The sequence below is a fragment of the Pectobacterium versatile genome (genome assembly GCF_020166435.1).
Lineage (GTDB): Bacteria > Pseudomonadota > Gammaproteobacteria > Enterobacterales > Enterobacteriaceae > Pectobacterium > Pectobacterium versatile.
Window position 1 is genome coordinate 206,376 of sequence record NZ_JAINZP010000002.1, and the last position, 17,509, is coordinate 223,884.

The following is a 17,509-nucleotide window of genomic DNA, read 5'->3' on the forward strand; positions in this document are numbered from 1 at the left end:
ACGTGGGCCAGAAATACCTCTTTATCGACCGTGACGGAACATTGATTGCTGAACCGCCTGAAGATTTTCAGGTTGACCGTCTGGATAAACTGGCGCTGGAACCAGATGTCATTCCCTCGCTGCTGGCGCTGCAAAAAGCCGGTTATACGCTGGTGATGATTACGAATCAGGATGGGTTGGGAACCGATAGTTTTCCGCAGGAAACCTTCGATCCACCGCACAACCTGATGATGCAGATTCTGACATCGCAGGGCATCCGTTTTGAGCAAGTGCTGATCTGCCCGCATTTACCCGCGGATAACTGCACCTGTCGCAAGCCCAAGACCGAGCTGGTGACTGCCTATTTGAACAACGGCCTGATGGATGTGGCGAATAGCTACGTCATCGGTGACCGCCAGACCGATATTCAACTGGCACAGAACATGGGCATAACCGGGCTGCTCTATCAACGTGGCGGGCTAAACTGGCAAGCGATTACCAACCAGTTGACCAAGCGTGACCGTCATGCGCACGTCAACCGCGTCACGCGTGAAACTGCGATTGATGTGAACGTCTGGCTGGATCAGGAAGGTGGCAGCAAAATCAACACCGGCGTCGGCTTCTTCGATCACATGCTGGATCAAATCGCCACCCACGGCGGATTCCGCATGAACATTGAAGTGAAAGGCGATCTATACATCGACGATCACCACACGGTAGAAGATACCGGTCTGGCGCTGGGCGAAGCCCTGAATAAAGCACTGGGCGACAAACGCGGTATTGGCCGCTTTGGCTTTGTTCTGCCGATGGATGAGTGTCTGGCACGCTGTGCGCTGGATATTTCAGGCCGTCCGCATCTGGAATACAAAGCGGAATTCAGCTACCAGCGCGTTGGCGACCTGAGTACAGAAATGGTCGAACACTTCTTCCGTTCACTGTCTTATTCCATGGCCTGTACGTTGCACCTGAAAACTAAAGGGCGTAACGATCATCACCGTGTAGAAAGCCTGTTCAAAGTCTTCGGGCGCACGCTGCGTCAGGCAATCCGCGTCGAGGGTGATACGCTGCCGAGCTCGAAAGGAGTGCTCTGATGAAGGTCGTCATTCTTGATACCGGCTGCGCTAACCTCTCTTCGGTGACCTACGCCGTGCAGCGATTGGGGTATACGCCCATTGTGAGCCGCGAGGCCGAGATTGTCCTGCAAGCGGACAAGCTGTTTCTGCCGGGCGTTGGTACCGCGCAGGCCGCGATGAATCAACTGGAAGAGCGCAACCTGATTGCGTTGATCAAGGCCTGTACACAGCCGGTGCTCGGCATTTGCCTTGGTATGCAGTTATTGGGCACAAACAGCGACGAAAATGGCGGCATTCCCACGCTCGGCATTGTTGATTCGCCGGTGAAAAAGATGGTTGACCACGGCTTACCGCTGCCACATATGGGCTGGAATCAGGTCATTCCGAAGGCCGGACATCGTTTGTTCCGCGATATCGATGACGGTGCCTATTTCTATTTCGTTCACAGCTATGCCATGCCGGTCTGCGAAAATACGATTGCCCAAGCCAACTACGGCGAAGCCTTCACCGCCGCGCTGGAAAAAGATAACTTCTTTGGCGTGCAGTTCCACCCTGAGCGTTCGGGTGCCGCGGGCGCGCAACTGCTGAAAAACTTTCTGGAGATGTAGAGCGTCATGATTATTCCCGCATTAGATCTGATTGATGGACAGGTTGTCCGTCTACATCAGGGTGATTATGGCCAACAGCGCCAGTACGGCAGCGATCCGCTCCCCCGTTTGCAGGATTACCAGCAACAAGGTGCAGGTGTGCTGCATCTGGTAGATTTGACCGGTGCAAAAGATCCCTCTGCCCGCCAGATTCCGCTATTAACGACGCTGTTGGCTGGCGTTACTGTCCCCGTTCAGATTGGCGGCGGTATCCGCACCGAACAGGACGTGGAAGCGTTATTAAAAGCCGGAGCCAGCCGTGTCGTCATCGGCTCCACCGCCGTTAAGCAGCCGGAGCTCGTTCAGCAATGGTTCACCCGCTACGGCGCAGAAGCGCTGGTGCTGGCGCTGGACGTGCGAATCGACTCCAACGGCACGAAGTTCGTCGCTATCAGCGGCTGGCAGGAAAATTCAAACGCCACGCTTGAGCAGGTCGTCGAACAATATCTGCCGTTTGGTCTGAAACATGTGCTGTGCACTGACATTTCTCGTGACGGTACGCTGAGCGGCTCCAACGTCGAGCTCTATCGTGAAATCAGCCAGCGCTACCCGCAGATTGCCTTTCAGGCATCCGGCGGCATCGGCAACTTGACGGATATCGCCAATTTGCGCGGCAGCGGTGTACAAGGCGTGATCGTGGGTCGTGCGCTGCTGGAAGGTAAATTCAACGTCGCGGAGGCTATTTCATGCTGGCAAAACGGATAATCCCCTGTCTGGACGTGCGTAACGGTCAGGTCGTCAAAGGTGTACAGTTCCGCAACCACGAAATCATCGGTGACATCGTGCCACTGGCGCAGCGCTATGCGCAGGAAGGAGCCGATGAGTTGGTTTTTTATGATATCACCGCCTCTTCCGATGGCCGTGTAGTCGATAAAAGTTGGGTATCCCGCGTCGCAGAAGTGATTGATATTCCCTTCTGCGTGGCGGGCGGCATTAAAAGCGTGGAAGAAGCGGGTCAGATCCTCTCTTTCGGCGCGGATAAAATCTCCATCAACTCACCGGCTCTGGCCGACCCTGAGCTGATTACCCGACTGGCTGACCGCTATGGCGTGCAGTGCATCGTCGTTGGGATTGATACCTGGCACGATGCCGCGACGGGCCGCTACCATGTCAATCAATACACAGGTGATGAAGCGCGAACCAAGGTCACCACTTGGGAAACGCTGGATTGGGTAGAAGAAGTGCAGAAGCGCGGTGCGGGTGAGATTGTCCTGAACATGATGAATCAGGACGGCGTGCGTAACGGCTATGATTTACACCAGTTAAATCTGGTACGTGATGTCTGTCATGTCCCGCTTATTGCTTCCGGCGGAGCAGGCACCATGGAACATTTTCTGGATGCGTTCCAAACCGCCCACGTTGATGGCGCGCTGGCAGCATCGGTGTTTCACAAGCAAATTATTAATATTGGCGAACTGAAACAATATCTTAAGCAACAGGGTGTGGAGATTCGAGTGTGTTAAGCGAAGAGTTCTTTTTAAACGACGAACAACGAAACCAGCTCGATTGGGAAAAAACGGACGGTATGCTGCCAGTTGTCGTGCAACATGCGGTATCCGGTGAAGTATTGATGCTGGGCTACATGAATCAGGACGCGTTGCAGGCTACGGAAGAGAGTGGCAAAGTGACGTTTTTCTCGCGGACCAAGCAGCGTTTGTGGACGAAAGGCGAATCTTCCGGCCATTTCCTGAATGTCGTCTCTATCACGCCGGACTGCGATAACGACACCCTGCTGATTCTGGTTAACCCTATCGGACCAACCTGTCACCTTGGCACCAGCAGCTGCTTCTCGCCTGCTGCCAGCGACTGGACGTTCCTCTATCAGCTAGAGCAACTGCTGGCCGAGCGTAAGCATGCTGACCCGGATAGCTCTTACACTGCGCGTCTGTATGCCAGCGGCACCAAGCGCATTGCTCAGAAAGTCGGTGAGGAAGGATTGGAAGCGGCATTAGCAGCAACGGTGCATGATCGCGAAGAGCTGACCAACGAAGCCGCGGATTTGATATACCACCTGCTGGTGCTGTTGCAGGATCAGGATTTAGATCTGGCGACGATCATCAATCGCCTGAAAGCGCGTCACAATAAGTAAATCTGTTCCCCGCGTTATCGATCGCTGATAACGCGGGGCTTTATTATGCCAACATCGCCGTGTTAGCTTGAGTACACCTTACGTCCCCCTTTCCAGGTTTCCAGAACCGGAATATCACGCATACCTTTCACCGGATTATTTTTATCTGCTGAATCATAGGTCAGCGGGGAATCCGCCAGAATAATAAAATCAGCACATTTACCAGCGACCAACGATCCGACCCACTGATCTGCATGACACTGCCAGGCGGCATCATAAGTTGCGGCTTTAAGCGCGGCGAAACGGGAAATCCGCTCTTGCTCGCGCAACACAGCAGGAGTCGCCTGTTGAGGCGCGCCTTCCATCACACGAGAAATCGCCTGTTCCATCATGCGTAGCGGGCCAAGCGGTGTAACGCCGTTATCACTGTGTAAGGTAATCTTCATCCCGTGATTGATCGCGGATTGGCAGCGATCAAGGTGATTAGCACGATCCTCTCCCAGAATGGTTTGCTGGAATGCCCAGCCCCAATACCCCACATGACCAATTAAGAAACTGGGGGAAATACCGAGCTGTTTCATTTCCACAAGATGATCGTCAGTGAGCAGGGAGGCATGTTCCAAACGATCCCGCCGCAGTTCGTAAGTATCTGATGTCACGCCAGCCAGTTTAAAAGACGCTAAGGTCAGCCTGATGGCTTCATCGCCATTCGTATGAATCATCAATGACCAGTTTTTATCTACAACGTTCTGCACCAGCGTATTGATATTAGTGGATGGATCAAAGTTGAAGGCACCGACATTATCCACGCTTGGCGTTTTTTCATAGAGGTGATTACAGCAGTACGGCGTGGATTGATACCCCGTCAGCCCTTGGTTTGAACCATCTGAAATAACCTTGATATACGGCAAGTGAAAGTGTTCATCTCCATACCCCGGAGAGTAATAATTCACCACTTTATTTTCAAAATCCTCACTACTCGTAACAATCAGTGCACCGCCTATCCGCACCGGACAAATCGGCAGATGCGCCCATTTGTCCAGGAAACTCACTTGATCGAAGCCCGGCTGAGACCCTTTGGGTTCAACGCCAGCATCAAGCATATAAGTCACGCCTCGTTTACTCGCTAAAGCAAATAGTTTGCTCATCGATGCAATGAGCTTTACCGCCAATTCCGTTTTAGGGTAGCTACTGACCATGACATTTAGCACTGGCTGGATACCAACTATTTCCTTAAGGATACCGTTTTCGCTGATAGGTGGGACAAGGGGTGGTTTATCTGCGTAATAGTCTTTAACACACTTAATCGCCGCATGATTGATATAAGCAAGATGCATCGAGGCATTGAGGACAAATACCGGTTGGAGTGTCGTGATTTTATCGAGAGCATCAGCATCAAATGCCTTATTTCCCTCAACAAACAGCGATGGATCAGCACCAAATCCGATAAGCCATTTATCGGATTTATGCGGTAACGCCTTCTCCTGTAGATGGGATATCACCCAGCTACGGTTATAATTTTTGCGTAATTTTTGCTCTTCAAACGGGCTAACATCATTACCAATACCAGAAAGCATCGCGGAGCTAGTGATGTGGACATGCGGCTCAATCAGCCCCGGTAACAGCGTTTGTTTGCCTGATAATTGATGCTCAGACGTGTTTTTCGGCATTTTGGCTTTCACATCCTGATACGAACCCGTTGCAACCACCAGTCCGTCACGAATGCCCATGGCCTCAACTGCAACTTCCTTCCCATCTTCTAACGTCAGAATAGCTTTTCCAGGGCTCCCATCCTTATTTGGTGCGGAACGGAATAGCTTCGTTTCAATATGTAGACTGTTCTCCCCCTCAGGGATCTCAACTGGCGTATCGGGGAGAAACGATTTCCACAGGGGGCTACAGCAGGAACAGCTTATGCTACCGGAATGGCCACACGCTTCACTCATACACTTTCCTTATTTAGAGGTAACGCATTAGAAATGTTAATGTACCGAATAAAAAATAGGCAATAACATTAGAAACTTCAACGTCCAAGCAGTTGAAAATCAAAAATTCATATTTCGTGTGCTGGCGATCACTTAGAAACGTGAAGGGCCAAAAGGAAAGCGTATTACGTGGGATCGCATTCTAATAAGTAACTAGATCAAATCATGTGGAAGGTCGGAGAGGAAAATAGGCCATAAATGTAAAAAAGCACCCGAGATGGGTGCTTTTATAAGGCTGGTATTTAAGACTAACGATTAGCCGTAAATATTAGCGCGGTCGCGGAGTTCCTTACCTGGTTTAAAGTGAGGGACGTACTTACCTTCCAACTCAACTTTGTCACCCGTTTTCGGATTACGACCTACACGCGGTGCACGGTAGTGAAGTGAAAAACTGCCAAACCCACGGATTTCAATACGGTCGCCTTCGGCTAGCGTAGAAGCCATTTGTTCGAGCATTTCTTTCACTGCATCCTCAACCACTTTGGCTGGGATATGAGATTGCTGTCCAGCAAGCCTTTCAATAAGTTCAGACTTGGTCATAGCTCCTCCAAGTGCGGTTATCAATAACCAGGATAACTGACTACCGTTACAAGAATGAGCAACTTACGTTGCTCATTCCACCGTAGTGATTACTCGCCTTTAGCTGCTTTGAACGCTTCTGCCATCGCGCTGGAGAAATTGTTTTCTTCCGGCTTGTTGTTAACAGTTGCGATTGCATCTTTCTCGTCAGCTTCGTCTTTCGCACGAACAGACAGGCTAACAACGCGGTTTTTACGATCAACACCAGTGTATTTCGCTTCAACGCTGTCGCCAACGCTCAGTACCAGAGTTGCATCTTCAACGCGGTCACGAGAAGCATCAGAAGCACGCAGATAGCCTTCAACACCGTCTGCTAATTCAACTGTAGCACCTTTGGCGTCAACTGCTGTAACTTTACCAGTAACAATAGCACCTTTCTTGTTAACAGACAGGTAGTTATTGAACGGGTCTTCAGACAGTTGTTTCACACCCAGGGAGATACGCTCGCGCTCTGCGTCAACCTGCAGAACAACAGCGGCGATTTCATCACCTTTCTTGAATTCGCGAACGGCTTCTTCGCCAGCCACGTTCCAAGAGATGTCGGACAGGTGAACCAGACCGTCGATACCGCCGTCCAGACCGATGAAGATACCAAAGTCAGTGATAGACTTGATTTTACCTTCAACGCGGTCGCCCTTGTTGTGGGTTTCTGCGAACAGCTGCCATGGGTTAGATTTGCACTGTTTCAGGCCCAGAGAGATACGACGACGTTCTTCGTCGATGTCCAGAACCATTACTTCCACTACATCACCAACGTTAACAACTTTGGATGGGTGGATGTTTTTGTTGGTCCAATCCATTTCGGAAACGTGCACCAGACCTTCAACGCCTTCTTCGATTTCAACGAAACAGCCGTAGTCAGTCAGGTTGGTTACGCGGCCAGTCAGACGCGTGCTTTCTGGGTAACGCTTAGCGATAGCGACCCATGGATCTTCGCCCAGCTGTTTCAGACCCAGAGACACACGGGTACGTTCGCGGTCGAATTTCAGCACTTTAACAGTGATTTCGTCGCCCACATTGACGATTTCGCTTGGGTGTTTAACACGTTTCCAAGCCATATCAGTGATATGCAGCAGGCCATCAACACCGCCCAGATCAACGAATGCACCGTAGTCAGTAAGGTTCTTAACGATACCTTTAACTTCCATGCCTTCCTGCAGGTTTTCCAGCAGTTGATCGCGCTCAGCACTGTTTTCAGATTCGATAACTGCACGGCGGGAAACAACAACGTTGTTGCGTTTCTGATCCAGCTTGATAACTTTGAACTCAAGCTCTTTGCCTTCCAGATGCAGCGTGTCGCGAACCGGACGAACGTCTACCAGAGAACCTGGCAGGAACGCGCGAATGCCGTTCAGCTCAACAGTGAAACCGCCTTTAACTTTACCGTTGATAATACCGGTAACAGTTGCAGCTTCTTCGTAAGCTTTTTCCAGCGTCAGCCATGCTTCATGACGTTTAGCTTTTTCGCGAGAAAGCAGCGTTTCACCGAAGCCATCTTCGATAGCATCCAGAGCAACGTCAACTTCATCACCAACCTGAATTTCCAGTTCGCCTTGTGCGTTCTTGAATTGTTCTACCGGAATGGCAGATTCAGATTTCAGACCGGCATCAACCAGTACGACATCTTTATCAATAGCAACAACAACACCACGTACGATAGAACCAGGACGGGTTTCGATTTCTTTCAGGGATTCTTCAAAGAGTTGAGCAAAAGATTCAGTCATGTTTGATAATCTTAAGGGTTTCATTTTAACGTCCATCTGGCATCCTGCTCGATGGGGTTGTTTAACATGCCCCGCTGTGCATCCTTACAGCGAGGTAAAAATTCAGTTTTCTGTGATTACGCTAAAATTTCGCGGGCATAAGCCAACGCGCGCGCTATCACTTCATCGATTGTCATTTCCGTTGAATCTAGCACCAACGCATCGGCAGCAGGCACTAACGGCGCAACGGGGCGGCTGCGATCGCGCTCATCCCGTTCTTTTATCTCAGATAAAAGACGTTCAAAGTTAACATTAAAGCCCTTCCCCTGCAACTGTAGCATGCGACGTTGTGCACGTTCTTCCGCACTGGCATCCAAAAAAATCTTCACTGGGGCATCAGGAAAGACGACTGTTCCCATGTCTCTGCCATCAGCAATCAACCCTGGAGCCTCGCGAAATGCACGCTGCCGACGTAATAATGCTTCACGAACGCGAGGGAAAGCCGCAGCCTGAGACGCCGTGTTGCCTACCGCTTCGGTACGAATTTCATGGCTAACGTCTTCGCCTTCCAAGATGACTTTCAACTGCCCGTCTTCTGCAACAAAACGCACATCAAGATGAGAAGCCAGCGGAACCAGCGCGTCTTCCGAACTGATATCCACATGGTGGTGCAATGCTGCCAGAGCCAAAACACGATAGATAGCCCCCGAGTCCAGCAGGTTCCATTGTAAAGCTTCAGCCAATGCCTTACACAAGGTACCTTTGCCTGCGCCGCTCGGTCCGTCAACCGTAATTACCGGTGCCATCACCGTCATCTCTCTCTCCTTAATACTGGGAAGTTCCGCTTATGCCGTTTTATGGCATCACGGAGCATCATTATACGCATCAATACAGAGAAAGGTTACCCCAATGCCGGAATGGCGGGAAAAATAAGGCATTCTCTGAATGCGGTACGCAATTTCAGAAGAAAAGCTGAGCGTAGCTCGGAGAAATCGATAGAGAAAAAAGGCACGGAAACCGTGCCTTAGAGAGATCAGGCTAGCTCGCTGAGGCGTGCCAGCTGTTCGAAGTAGTCCGGGAAGGTTTTAGCCGTACATTTCGGATCCAGAATCGTAACTGGTGTATCCGATAGCGCCACTAGAGAGAAACACATCGCCATACGATGATCGTTGTACGTGCCGATTTCTGCCGCTTTCAGCTTGGTCGGCGGCGTAATGCAAATGTAGTCGTTACCCTCTTCCACTTCCGCGCCAACTTTACGCAGTTCAATCGCCATTGCCGCCAGACGATCGGTTTCTTTCACGCGCCAGTTGTAGATATTACGCAGAGTAGTGGTGCCACCTTGAGCGAAAAGCGCCGCCGTCGCGATGGTCATCGCAGCATCAGGAATATGGTTCATATCCATGTCGATCGCGTGCAGTTCACCGCGTTCGCATTCGATATAATCCTCACCCCAGCGCACGGTCGCGCCCATCTTTTCCAACACGTCAGCAAAGCGAATGTCGCCCTGCACGCTATTACGGCCTACACCAGTCACACGCACAACGCCGCCTTTAATCGCCGCTGCGGCCAGGAAGTAAGAAGCCGATGACGCATCACCTTCCACCAGATAGTCGCCCGGTGAGCGATACTGCTGGCGACCCGCCACGAAGAATTGCTGATAGTTTTCATGACGCACTTCAATACCAAACGCTTTCATCATATGCAGCGTAATATCGATATACGGTTTGGAAACCAGATCGCCCTGAATGCTGATTTGCGTATCCTGCGCGGCCAGAGGCGCAGTCATCAGCAGCGCAGTCAGGAACTGGCTTGATACACTGCCATCTACGCTGATTTCGCCGCCCTGAAAACCACCGTGCAGACGAAGCGGTGGGTAGTTTTCCTGCTCCAGATAGTCAATTTTCGCCCCGCCCTGACGCAGTGCATCGACCAGATGCCCGATCGGACGCTCTTTCATCCGAGGTTCGCCTGTCAGCACAATATCGCCATCTGTCAGACACAACGCGGCAGCCAGTGGGCGCATCGCTGTACCTGCATTCCCTAGAAACAGCTCCAGCGGTTGCGATGTCGTAAACGCGCCACCCAGCCCCGAAATCTCACACACAGTCCGGTCAGACGACAGATGATATTCCACTCCCAACGCCGTTAGAGCGGTAAGCATATGGCGGACATCGTCACTGTCTAACAGGTTAGTCAGCCGGGTCTTTCCTTCAGCCAAGGCCGCCAGCAAAAGCGCACGGTTAGAGACGCTTTTTGAGCCAGGAAGGTTAAGGGTACCGTTAATCAGTTTGATGGGTTGTAGCGTCAGGGATTCCTGCATGTAAAGCCTATTCTTTCAACGTGGACATAAAAACCCCGGAAAGTCCGGGGTTGATCAAAATGTATCGAGGGGCGGTCTTAATCAACCGTGGCGACGAGCGAAGTCAGCCATAAATTCCGTCAGCGCTTTCACGCCTTCCAACGGCATCGCATTGTAGATAGAAGCACGCATGCCGCCCACTACGCGATGACCTTTCAGCGCGTGCAGACCCGCAGCAACTGATTCTTCCAGGAAGACTTTATCCAGCGCAGAGTCCGCCAGCAGGAACGGCACATTCATGCGAGAACGGTTAGCTACCGCGACGTCATTACGATAGAAATCGTTACCGTCAATCACGCTATACAGCAGGTCGGCCTTCTCTTGGTTACGTTTTTCCATTTCAGCCAGACCGCCGTACTCTTTCAACCATTTGAAGACCATGCCGGACAGGTACCAGGCAAACGTTGGCGGCGTGTTAAACATAGAGTCATTGTCCGCCAGAACCTGATAATCCAGAATCGATGGCAGCTCACGGCGCGCTTTGCCCAGCAAATCTTCACGCACGATGACCAGCGTCAGACCGGCCGGGCCGATATTTTTCTGTGCGCCGGCATAGATCACGCCGTAACGGCTAACGTCAATACGGCGAGACAGGATGCTGGAAGAATAGTCGGCGACCACAATTTTATCGCCAAAATCTGGCTCTTCTTCGATCGCAATACCGTCAATGGTTTCATTTGGACAGTAATGCACAAACGCGGCGTCATCAGACAATTTCCATTCGCGCATCGGCTTAATGCCGCGCAGATCGCCTACGCGCATTTTCACGTCAATCACGTTAGGTGTGCAGTATTTTTCTGCTTCATTGATTGCGCTGTGTGCCCAATATCCACCGTCGATGTAGTCGGCCGTTGAGCGTTCGCCCAAGAGATTTAACGGCACTGCGGCGAATTGCGCACGCGCACCACCGTGGCAAAAAAGCACTTTGTAGTTGGAGGGGATTTTCAGCAAATCACGCAGATCTTGTTCGGATTCAGCGGCAACCTGCATAAACTCTTTACTGCGGTGGCTGATTTCCATGACCGATGTGCCCAGGCCATTCCAATTACACAATTCCTGTTCAGCACGACGCAGTACTTCAACCGGCAGCATTGCTGGACCGGCGCTAAAATTAAAAATCTGAGTCATTTCCCCTCACCACACCTGAAAAAATAGCGGCTCTTTTTATCACCGTTGTTACAAATACCATTTTTATAAACCTGACGGTTATAAAAATACCGCTGTTACAAGATAGTAGTTATAACGGAACGACCGCCATAACCACACTACTTTTACCCTGCTATCGGTTTTATCACTCGTCAATCGCGGCTGCAACGCTTATTGCGCTTTCATTATGCAAAACGGCACGTTACGCAGTCTGTTCTTTTTCACTGTTACCGATCTGTTATGAATAAATAGAGTCTGAACAGAAAAATCCGTATCATGCCGCTTCCGCTAATCTCGATAAGAGTGAACACCATGACTCAAACGTTTATCCCAGGCAAAGACGCCGCCCTGGAAGATTCCATCGCCCGTTTTCAACAACAGCTCCAGGACCTGGGGTTTAACATCGAAGAAGCGTCATGGCTGAACCCGGTGCCAAACGTCTGGTCTGTCCATATTCGAGACCGCGATTGCCCACTTTGCTTCACTAACGGTAAAGGTGCCAGTAAGAAAGCGGCGCTGGCCTCTGCGTTAGGCGAGTATTTCGAGCGTCTGTCCACCAACTATTTCTTTGCTGACTTCTATCTCGGCAAAAGCATCGCTAACGGCGATTTCGTTCACTACCCGAATGAAAAATGGTTCCCGATTCCAGAAGATGATGCATTGCCGGAAGGTATTCTGGATGCCCGTCTGCACCAGTTTTACGATCCCGAGCAGGAACTGAGCGCCAGCGATCTGATCGATCTGCAATCCGGCAATGCCGACAGAGGCATATGCGCGCTGCCATTTACGCGTCAGTCCGATCAGCAAACCGTCTATATTCCGATGAACATCATCGGTAACCTGTACGTTTCTAACGGGATGTCGGCAGGTAACACCGCCAACGAAGCCCGCGTTCAGGGGCTATCTGAAGTGTTTGAGCGCAGCATCAAGAACCGCATCATTGCCGAATCCATCAGCCTGCCAGAAATTCCGCAAGAGGTACTGAACCGCTACCCAGGCGTGGTCGAAGCGATTGCAACGCTGGAAAAAGAAGGTTTCCCGATTTTCTCTTACGATGCCTCACTGGGCGGGAAATATCCGGTTATCTGCGTGGTGCTGTTTAACCCCGCTAACGGCACCTGTTTTGCCTCCTTCGGCGCACATCCTGACTTCGGCGTGGCGTTGGAGCGTACCGTTACCGAGCTGCTGCAAGGTCGTGGCCTGAAAGATCTGGACGTGTTCACCCCACCGACGTTCGATGATGAAGAAGTTGCCGAGCACGCCAATCTGGAAACCCACTTTATCGATTCCAGCGGTCTGATCTCCTGGGATACGTTCAAGAAAACAGCGGATTATGAATTTGCTGACTGGAGCTTTAAAGGATCGACGGAAGAAGAATTCGCTACATTGATGGCGATCTTCAAGCAGGAAGACAAAGAAGTCTACATTGCTGACTATGAGCATCTGGCTGTTTATGCCTGCCGCATCATCGTGCCGGGAATGTCGGACATCTACCCTGCTGACGATCTGTTGCTGGCCAATAACAGCATGGGAGCTCATCTGCGTGACACGCTGCTGGCGCTGCCTGACAGCAAATGGGAAAAAGAAGACTATCTGACTCTGTTGCAACAGTTGGATGACGAAGGGCTGGATGATTTCACCCGCGTACGCGAACTGCTTGGTATTGCCACTGGCAAAGATAATGGCTGGCTCACTCTGCGCGTTGGCGAATTGAAAGCCATGCTGGCTCTGGCTGGTGGCGATCTGGATCAGGCTCTGACCTGGACAGAGTGGACGCAGGATTTCAACGACTCCGTCTTTACGGCACAACGCAGCAATTATTACCGTTGCCTGCAAACGCTGCTGTTACTGGCGCAAGAGCCTGAACGCGATCCAGCAGAATACTACGATGCCTTTATCAAAATGTACGGCAGTGAGACGGTCGATGCCGCCAGTGCCGCCGTTGCTGGCGAAGCCTGCTTCTATGGTCTGTTTGCCGTGGATGACACCTTTGCTTCTTTACCTGCACACCAATCGCTGCTAGCCGCCTATGAAAAACTGCAACAGGCGAAACGTCGTTATTGGCAAGCAAAATAATGCCAGAGTGATGCAATCAGCACGCATTTTATATCGATGAGTGCGATTGAGTACAAATAGCAACCGAAAAATAGCCCTTTATCTTAAAGGGCTATTTTATTGTCCAAAGGGCAATATTTATTATTCGTAATGCATAATCAGAACATTGTTATTGAATGGTGAAGTTTTAATTAAATTACATCGACAAGGTGGTACTGAAATTCTACAAACCATGATTTTCATTAACGCTAAATCGGTAGGTTTAACGTATGCCATTCAACTATTTCTGCAAAACTTAAAATATTTTTTTATTATAAAATTCAATAAATTAACCATAAAACCTCGGTATCCCACCCTCCCCACCAACCTGTTAATTTCTTGCAATATGATCCACGTCAAATTTTACCGTATACTGCTTTGTTAGTATCTCAACGCTGATAATTTTTAAGAGAGAGTTAGTGTGAAAGCTGACAACCCCTTTACTCTATTACTCCCGGCCGCCATGGCAAAAGTTGCTGAAGACGCCGGAGTCTATAAAGCGACAAAACAACCGTGTACGACGTTTTATTTAGCGATCACTGCGGGTGTGTTTATTTCGATCGCCTTCGTCTTTTATATTACGGCTACCACGGGGACCGCGACGATTCCTTTCGGCATCGCGAAGTTGATCGGTGGTATCTGTTTCTCCCTTGGCCTCATGTTGGTTGTCGTCTGCGGTGCGGACTTGTTTACCTCAACCGTTCTCATCGTGATTGCCAAAGCCAGTGGACGTATTACCTGGAAGCAACTAGCCTGTAACTGGGCAAATGTCTATGTCGGCAACCTGATTGGCGCGCTTTTCTTCGTTGGGCTTATCTGGTTCTCGGGAGAGCACATGGTCGCAAACGGTGCGTGGGGGCTTAACGTCCTGCAAACAGCTGAACACAAACTTGAACACACGTTTGTTGAAGCGCTGTGTCTAGGGATTCTAGCCAACCTGTTAGTTTGTCTGGCCGTGTGGATGAGCTATTCCGGCCGTACGCTTACCGACAAAATGTTTGCCATGATTCTGCCTGTTGCCATGTTCGTTTCCAGCGGCTTTGAGCACAGTATCGCCAACATGTTCATGATTCCTATGGGCATTGTTATCAAAAATTTCGCGGCCCCAGAATTCTGGAATGCAATCGGAATGGTGCCGTCTCAGTTTGAACATTTAACCGTTAGCCACTTTATTACCGATAACCTGATTCCCGTCACTCTGGGGAACATCATCGGCGGCGGCGTAATGGTCGGTTTGACATATTGGGTAATTTATTTGCGCGGTGGAGACAAGCACCACTAAGGTGCAATCGGCCGCAACGTCGGGTTTTAAGAAATCCATATCAAAGGTAGGTGTAAAATGACCGAGCTGAATGAAAAATTGGCCAATGCATGGCAAGGCTTTAGCAAAGGTGAATGGCAGGATAACGTCAACGTTCGTGACTTTATCCAGAAAAACTACACGCCGTATGAAGGTGATGAGTCTTTCCTGGCTGGCGCAACCAAAGCGACCTCAGCGCTGTGGGACAGCGTCATGGAAGGCATCAAACAGGAAAACCGTACTCACGCTCCTGTTGATTTTGATACCAATGTTGCTGCAACTATCACGTCTCACGACGCGGGATACATCAACAAAGGTCTGGAAAAAATCGTTGGTCTGCAAACTGACGCTCCGCTGAAACGTGCGTTAATTCCGTTTGGCGGCATCAAAATGGTTGAAGGTTCATGCAAAGTTTACGGTCGTGAACTGGATCCTCAACTGAAAAAAATCTTCACCGAATACCGCAAAACGCATAACCAAGGCGTGTTCGATGTTTACACCCCAGATATCCTGCGTTGTCGTAAATCAGGCGTTCTGACTGGTCTGCCAGATGCCTACGGCCGTGGCCGTATCATCGGTGACTACCGTCGCGTTGCGCTGTACGGTATCGACTACCTGATGAAAGACAAATTTGCTCAGTTCACTTCTCTGCAATCCAAACTGGAAAATGGCGAAGATCTGGAAGCAACAATCCGTCTGCGTGAAGAAATTGCCGACCAGCATCATGCGTTGAGCCAAATTAAAGAAATGGCCGCTAAATATGGCTGTGACATTTCTGGCCCAGCAGCGACAGCTCAGGAAGCCGTGCAGTGGACTTACTTCGGTTACCTGGCTGCGGTGAAATCACAGAATGGTGCGGCAATGTCCTTCGGACGTGTCTCTACCTTCCTGGATATCTACCTTGAGCGCGATCTGGCAGCAGGCAAAATCACTGAAGATGAAGCTCAGGAAATGATTGACCACTTGGTCATGAAACTGCGCATGGTACGTTTCCTGCGTACGCCTGAGTATGATGAGCTGTTCTCTGGTGACCCAATCTGGGCAACAGAATCTCTGGCAGGTATGGGTCTGGATGGTCGTACACTGGTGAGCAAAACCAGCTTCCGCTTCCTGAACACCCTGTACACCATGGGGCCGTCTCCAGAGCCAAACATGACCATTCTGTGGTCTGAAAAACTGCCACAAAGCTTTAAAAACTATGCGGCTAAAGTCTCCATCGATACTTCTTCTCTGCAATATGAGAATGACGATCTGATGCGTCCTGACTTTAACAACGATGACTACGCGATTGCTTGTTGTGTAAGCCCGATGATCGTTGGTAAACAAATGCAGTTCTTCGGTGCTCGCGCAAACTTGGCGAAAACTATGCTGTATGCGATCAACGGCGGCGTGGACGAAAAACTGAAAATGCAGGTCGGTCCGAAATCAGAACCGATTAAAGGCGACGTTCTGAACTTCGACGAAGTGATGGAGCGTATGGATCACTTCATGGATTGGCTGGCTAAACAATACGTCACCTCCCTGAACATCATTCACTACATGCATGACAAATACAGCTACGAAGCGGCGCTGATGGCACTGCACGATCGTGATGTGTTCCGCACCATGGCGTGTGGTATCGCTGGTCTGTCTGTTGCTGCTGACTCCCTGTCTGCCATCAAATATGCCAAAGTTAAACCAATTCGTGATGAAGATGGCCTGGCTATCGACTTTGATATCGAAGGCGAGTATCCGCAATTCGGTAACAACGATGCTCGCGTAGATGAACTGGCTTGTGACCTGGTTGAACGTTTCATGAAGAAAATTCAGAAACTGAATACCTACCGTGGCGCAACACCAACGCAGTCTGTTCTGACCATCACCTCTAACGTGGTATATGGTAAGAAAACGGGTAACACGCCAGACGGTCGCCGCGCAGGTGCTCCGTTCGGACCAGGTGCTAACCCAATGCACGGTCGTGACCAGAAAGGCGCGGTTGCTTCTCTGACTTCTGTTGCCAAACTGCCGTTTGCTTACGCGAAAGATGGTATTTCTTATACCTTCTCCATCGTACCTAATGCGTTAGGTAAAGACGACAACGTACGCAAAGCTAACCTTGCCGGCCTGATGGATGGTTATTTCCACCACGAAGCCAGCATCGAAGGCGGTCAGCACCTGAACGTTAACGTCATGAACCGTGAAATGCTGCTTGATGCGATGGAAAATCCGGAGAAATATCCGCAGTTGACTATCCGTGTATCTGGCTACGCAGTGCGTTTCAACTCACTGACGAAAGAACAGCAACAAGACGTCATTACCCGTACGTTCACACAGTCAATCTAATTTCCATGACTGTCTGAAAAGGCGTAAAATAAAGGCTCCACATCAGTGGGGCCTTTTTCTCACCCTCGCTTGTCGTTCAGATTGTTAGCCTGTTTTGCCAGCCCGCTATGTTGCCCTCATTATGTGGATGGCTCGCAAAACAGATTCGACGCAGCATCTGTCACACGGTGTTCTTCTGTCAGAAACTCTTGTCAGAGCAGCATCTGCCTTCTTATGACTGCGCTCATAAAGACCGCTATTGTTCGGTCAAA

Annotated in this window: 14 protein-coding genes; 8 read left to right on the top strand and 6 right to left on the bottom strand. The window is 50.3% G+C overall.

The features are described 5' to 3' along the window. The first annotated feature begins 2 nt into the window (after positions 1–2). The 5 genes from hisB to hisIE are packed head-to-tail and all read left to right on the top strand — an operon-like array spanning position 3 to position 3,788. Positions 3–1,070 carry a bifunctional histidinol-phosphatase/imidazoleglycerol-phosphate dehydratase HisB gene (gene hisB / locus K7X24_RS03760; RefSeq protein WP_010277147.1) on the top strand — a complete coding sequence of 356 codons (1,068 nt, stop codon included), beginning with the start codon at positions 3–5 and terminating at the stop codon, positions 1,068–1,070. Beyond that, positions 1,070–1,660 (top strand): imidazole glycerol phosphate synthase subunit HisH, encoded by a 591-nt coding sequence (hisH, locus tag K7X24_RS03765; protein WP_044204791.1) that lies wholly within the window; start codon positions 1,070–1,072, stop codon positions 1,658–1,660. Before hisB ends, hisH begins: the two co-directional genes overlap by 1 nt. A 6-nt stretch (positions 1,661–1,666) precedes the next feature. Further along, the gene (gene hisA, locus K7X24_RS03770; RefSeq protein WP_188247006.1) at positions 1,667–2,404 is read left to right on the top strand and encodes a 1-(5-phosphoribosyl)-5-[(5-phosphoribosylamino)methylideneamino]imidazole-4-carboxamide isomerase; all 738 of its coding nucleotides are present in this window, start codon (positions 1,667–1,669) and stop codon (positions 2,402–2,404) included. Next, positions 2,386–3,162 (top strand): imidazole glycerol phosphate synthase subunit HisF, encoded by a 777-nt coding sequence (gene hisF / locus K7X24_RS03775; RefSeq protein ID WP_010277156.1) that lies wholly within the window; start codon positions 2,386–2,388, stop codon positions 3,160–3,162. Before hisA ends, hisF begins: the two co-directional genes overlap by 19 nt. Continuing rightward, positions 3,156–3,788 carry a bifunctional phosphoribosyl-AMP cyclohydrolase/phosphoribosyl-ATP diphosphatase HisIE gene (gene hisIE, locus K7X24_RS03780; RefSeq protein WP_180789893.1) on the top strand — a complete coding sequence of 211 codons (633 nt, stop codon included), beginning with the start codon at positions 3,156–3,158 and terminating at the stop codon, positions 3,786–3,788. Before hisF ends, hisIE begins: the two co-directional genes overlap by 7 nt. 62 nt (positions 3,789–3,850) lie before the next feature. On the opposite strand, the gene K7X24_RS03785 is transcribed toward hisIE, so the two are convergent. The 6 genes from K7X24_RS03785 to serC form a co-directional block, all read right to left on the bottom strand. Then, positions 3,851–5,449, bottom strand: coding sequence for an amidohydrolase (locus K7X24_RS03785; RefSeq protein ID WP_224553075.1), 1,599 nt, complete (start codon positions 5,447–5,449; stop codon positions 3,851–3,853). Between the two features lie 558 nt (positions 5,450–6,007). Then, positions 6,008–6,292, bottom strand: a complete 285-nt coding sequence (gene ihfB, locus K7X24_RS03790) for an integration host factor subunit beta (protein WP_005967571.1) — start codon at positions 6,290–6,292, stop codon at positions 6,008–6,010. Positions 6,293–6,381: 89 nt separating this feature from the next. Then, on the bottom strand, positions 6,382–8,079 hold the full coding sequence (gene rpsA / locus K7X24_RS03795; protein WP_180744587.1) for a 30S ribosomal protein S1: 1,698 nt from the start codon (positions 8,077–8,079) through the stop codon (positions 6,382–6,384). 92 nt (positions 8,080–8,171) lie between these two features. Next, positions 8,172–8,849, bottom strand: a complete 678-nt coding sequence (gene cmk / locus K7X24_RS03800) for a (d)CMP kinase (RefSeq protein ID WP_039544520.1) — start codon at positions 8,847–8,849, stop codon at positions 8,172–8,174. A 218-nt stretch (positions 8,850–9,067) separates the two neighbouring features. Beyond that, positions 9,068–10,357 carry a 3-phosphoshikimate 1-carboxyvinyltransferase gene (gene aroA, locus K7X24_RS03805; protein ID WP_224553077.1) on the bottom strand — a complete coding sequence of 430 codons (1,290 nt, stop codon included), beginning with the start codon at positions 10,355–10,357 and terminating at the stop codon, positions 9,068–9,070. 81 nt (positions 10,358–10,438) lie between these two features. Continuing rightward, entirely contained in the window at positions 10,439–11,524 is a 1,086-nt protein-coding gene (serC, locus tag K7X24_RS03810) for a 3-phosphoserine/phosphohydroxythreonine transaminase (RefSeq protein ID WP_224553078.1), read from the bottom strand. Positions 11,525–11,854: 330 nt separating this feature from the next. Between serC and ycaO the strand changes: the two genes are divergently transcribed. From ycaO to pflB, 3 genes are all read left to right on the top strand, one after another. Then, on the top strand, positions 11,855–13,618 hold the full coding sequence (gene ycaO / locus K7X24_RS03815) for a 30S ribosomal protein S12 methylthiotransferase accessory factor YcaO (RefSeq protein WP_103860895.1): 1,764 nt from the start codon (positions 11,855–11,857) through the stop codon (positions 13,616–13,618). Positions 13,619–14,057: 439 nt separating this feature from the next. Then, positions 14,058–14,918 (top strand): formate transporter FocA, encoded by an 861-nt coding sequence (gene focA / locus K7X24_RS03820; protein WP_010277178.1) that lies wholly within the window; start codon positions 14,058–14,060, stop codon positions 14,916–14,918. A gap of 57 nt (positions 14,919–14,975) precedes the next feature. Further along, on the top strand, positions 14,976–17,258 hold the full coding sequence (gene pflB / locus K7X24_RS03825) for a formate C-acetyltransferase (RefSeq protein WP_102116261.1): 2,283 nt from the start codon (positions 14,976–14,978) through the stop codon (positions 17,256–17,258). Positions 17,259–17,509: the final 251 nt, after the last annotated feature.

Excerpts from the sequence above, each read along its gene's own strand:
- hisH (WP_044204791.1), top strand. The coding sequence starts at position 1,070 with ATGAAGGTCGTCATTCTTGATACCGGCTGCGCTAACCTCTCTTCGGTG.
- hisA (WP_188247006.1), top strand. The coding sequence starts at position 1,667 with ATGATTATTCCCGCATTAGATCTGATTGATGGACAGGTTGTCCGTCTA.
- hisF (WP_010277156.1), top strand. The coding sequence starts at position 2,386 with ATGCTGGCAAAACGGATAATCCCCTGTCTGGACGTGCGTAACGGTCAG.
- ihfB (WP_005967571.1), bottom strand. The coding sequence starts at position 6,292 with ATGACCAAGTCTGAACTTATTGAAAGGCTTGCTGGACAGCAATCTCAT.
- rpsA (WP_180744587.1), bottom strand. The coding sequence starts at position 8,079 with ATGAAACCCTTAAGATTATCAAACATGACTGAATCTTTTGCTCAACTC.
- cmk (WP_039544520.1), bottom strand. The coding sequence starts at position 8,849 with ATGACGGTGATGGCACCGGTAATTACGGTTGACGGACCGAGCGGCGCA.
- aroA (WP_224553077.1), bottom strand. The coding sequence starts at position 10,357 with ATGCAGGAATCCCTGACGCTACAACCCATCAAACTGATTAACGGTACC.
- serC (WP_224553078.1), bottom strand. The coding sequence starts at position 11,524 with ATGACTCAGATTTTTAATTTTAGCGCCGGTCCAGCAATGCTGCCGGTT.
- ycaO (WP_103860895.1), top strand. The coding sequence starts at position 11,855 with ATGACTCAAACGTTTATCCCAGGCAAAGACGCCGCCCTGGAAGATTCC.
- pflB (WP_102116261.1), top strand. The coding sequence starts at position 14,976 with ATGACCGAGCTGAATGAAAAATTGGCCAATGCATGGCAAGGCTTTAGC.